Source organism: Kouleothrix sp., assembly GCF_046328425.1.
Classification (GTDB): Bacteria; Chloroflexota; Chloroflexia; order Chloroflexales; family Roseiflexaceae; genus Kouleothrix.
In genome coordinates this window covers 1-1,579 of the sequence record NZ_JAXLWP010000061.1, presented here as the reverse complement: position 1 = coordinate 1,579, position 1,579 = coordinate 1, and the positions used below count along the sequence as shown (strand labels likewise).

Annotated in this window: 1 protein-coding gene; it reads left to right on the top strand. The window is 67.3% G+C overall.

Features of this window, described 5'->3' with window-relative positions; all coding sequences use genetic code 11:
- Positions 1-8 precede the first annotated feature (8 nt).
- Positions 9-1,442 (top strand): adenosylhomocysteinase, encoded by a 1,434-nt coding sequence (ahcY, locus tag U0177_RS28900; RefSeq protein WP_409574163.1) that lies wholly within the window; start codon positions 9-11, stop codon positions 1,440-1,442.
- Positions 1,443-1,579: the final 137 nt, after the last annotated feature.

Below are 1,579 nucleotides of genomic sequence, written 5' to 3'. Positions count from 1 at the left end.
GTCCGACGATGAACGCCATCCTCAAACCCAACCCCGCCGCGCCGCACGCCGTGGCCGACCTCGGGCTCGCCGACTGGGGCCGCAAGGAGATCGGCATCGCCGAGCACGAGATGCCGGCGCTGATGGAGATCCGCCGCGAGTACGCGGCGAGTCGGCCGCTGGCGGGGGCGCGCATCGCCGGCAGCCTGCACATGACGATCCAGACCGCGGTGCTGGTGGAGACGCTGCAGGCGCTGGGCGCCCAGGTGCGCTGGGCCTCGTGCAACATCTTCAGCACCCAGGACCACGCCGCCGCCGCGCTGGCCGCCGCCGGTACGCCGGTGTTCGCCTACAAGGGCGAGAGCCTCGCGGACTACTGGGACTACACGCACCGCATCTTCGAGTTCGGCGCGGCCGGCTCCGCGGGCGAAGGCCCGAACATGATCCTCGACGACGGCGGCGACGCCACGCTGCTCATGCACCTGGGCAAGCGCGCCGAGAAGGACGCGAGCGTGATCGCCAGCCCGACGAGCGAGGAGGAGCGCGAGCTCTATGCCGCAATCAAGGCCAAGCTGGCCGTGGATGCGACGTGGTACAGCCGCAAGGCCGCCGGGATCATCGGCGTGACCGAGGAAACCACCACCGGCGTGCATCGCCTCAAGGAGATGAGCGCCAAGGGCACGCTGCTGTTCCGCGCCATCAACGTCAACGACAGCGTCACCAAGAGCAAGTTCGACAACCTCTACGGCTGCCGCGAGAGCCTGGTCGACGGCATCAAGCGCGCCACCGACGTCATGGTGGCCGGCAAGATCGCGCTCGTGGCCGGCTACGGCGACGTCGGCAAGGGCAGCGCGCAGGCGCTGCGCGCGCTCTCGGCGCAGGTGTGGGTGACCGAGATCGACCCCATCAACGCGCTGCAAGCGGCGATGGAGGGCTACCGCGTCGTGACCATGGACTGGGCCGCCGACAAGGCCGACATCTTCGTCACCGCCACCGGCAACAAGGACGTCGTCACGCACGAGCACATGGCGCGCATGAAGCACAACGCCATCGTGTGCAACATCGGCCACTTCGACAACGAGATCCAGGTCGCGGCGCTCGAGAAGTACCGCTGGGAGGAGATCAAGCCGCAGGTCGACCACGTGATCTTCCCCGACGGCAAGCGCATCATCCTGCTGGCCAAGGGGCGCCTGGTGAACCTGGGTTGCGCCACCGGCCACCCGAGCTACGTCATGAGCAGCTCGTTCGCCAACCAGACGATCGCGCAGATCGAGCTCTTCACGCACGCCGACTTCTACGAGCAGGGCAAGGTCTACGTGCTGCCCAAGCACCTCGACGAGAAGGTGGCGCGGCTGCAGCTGAAGACGCTCAACGCCCAGCTCACCGAGCTGAGCGAAGAGCAGGCGGCCTACATCGGCGTGCCCAAGGCCGGGCCGTACAAGCCCGACAGCTATCGGTATTGAGCCGCAGGCGACCGGGGCCGGCTTGACCGGCTTCAGTGATTGGATCCAAAATGCCTCCATGGATCCGTTTCGGAGGCGCTGCATGGGAATCAATCTGTCGATCAAGGACGTGCCCGAAAACGTGGCCGAACGGCTGC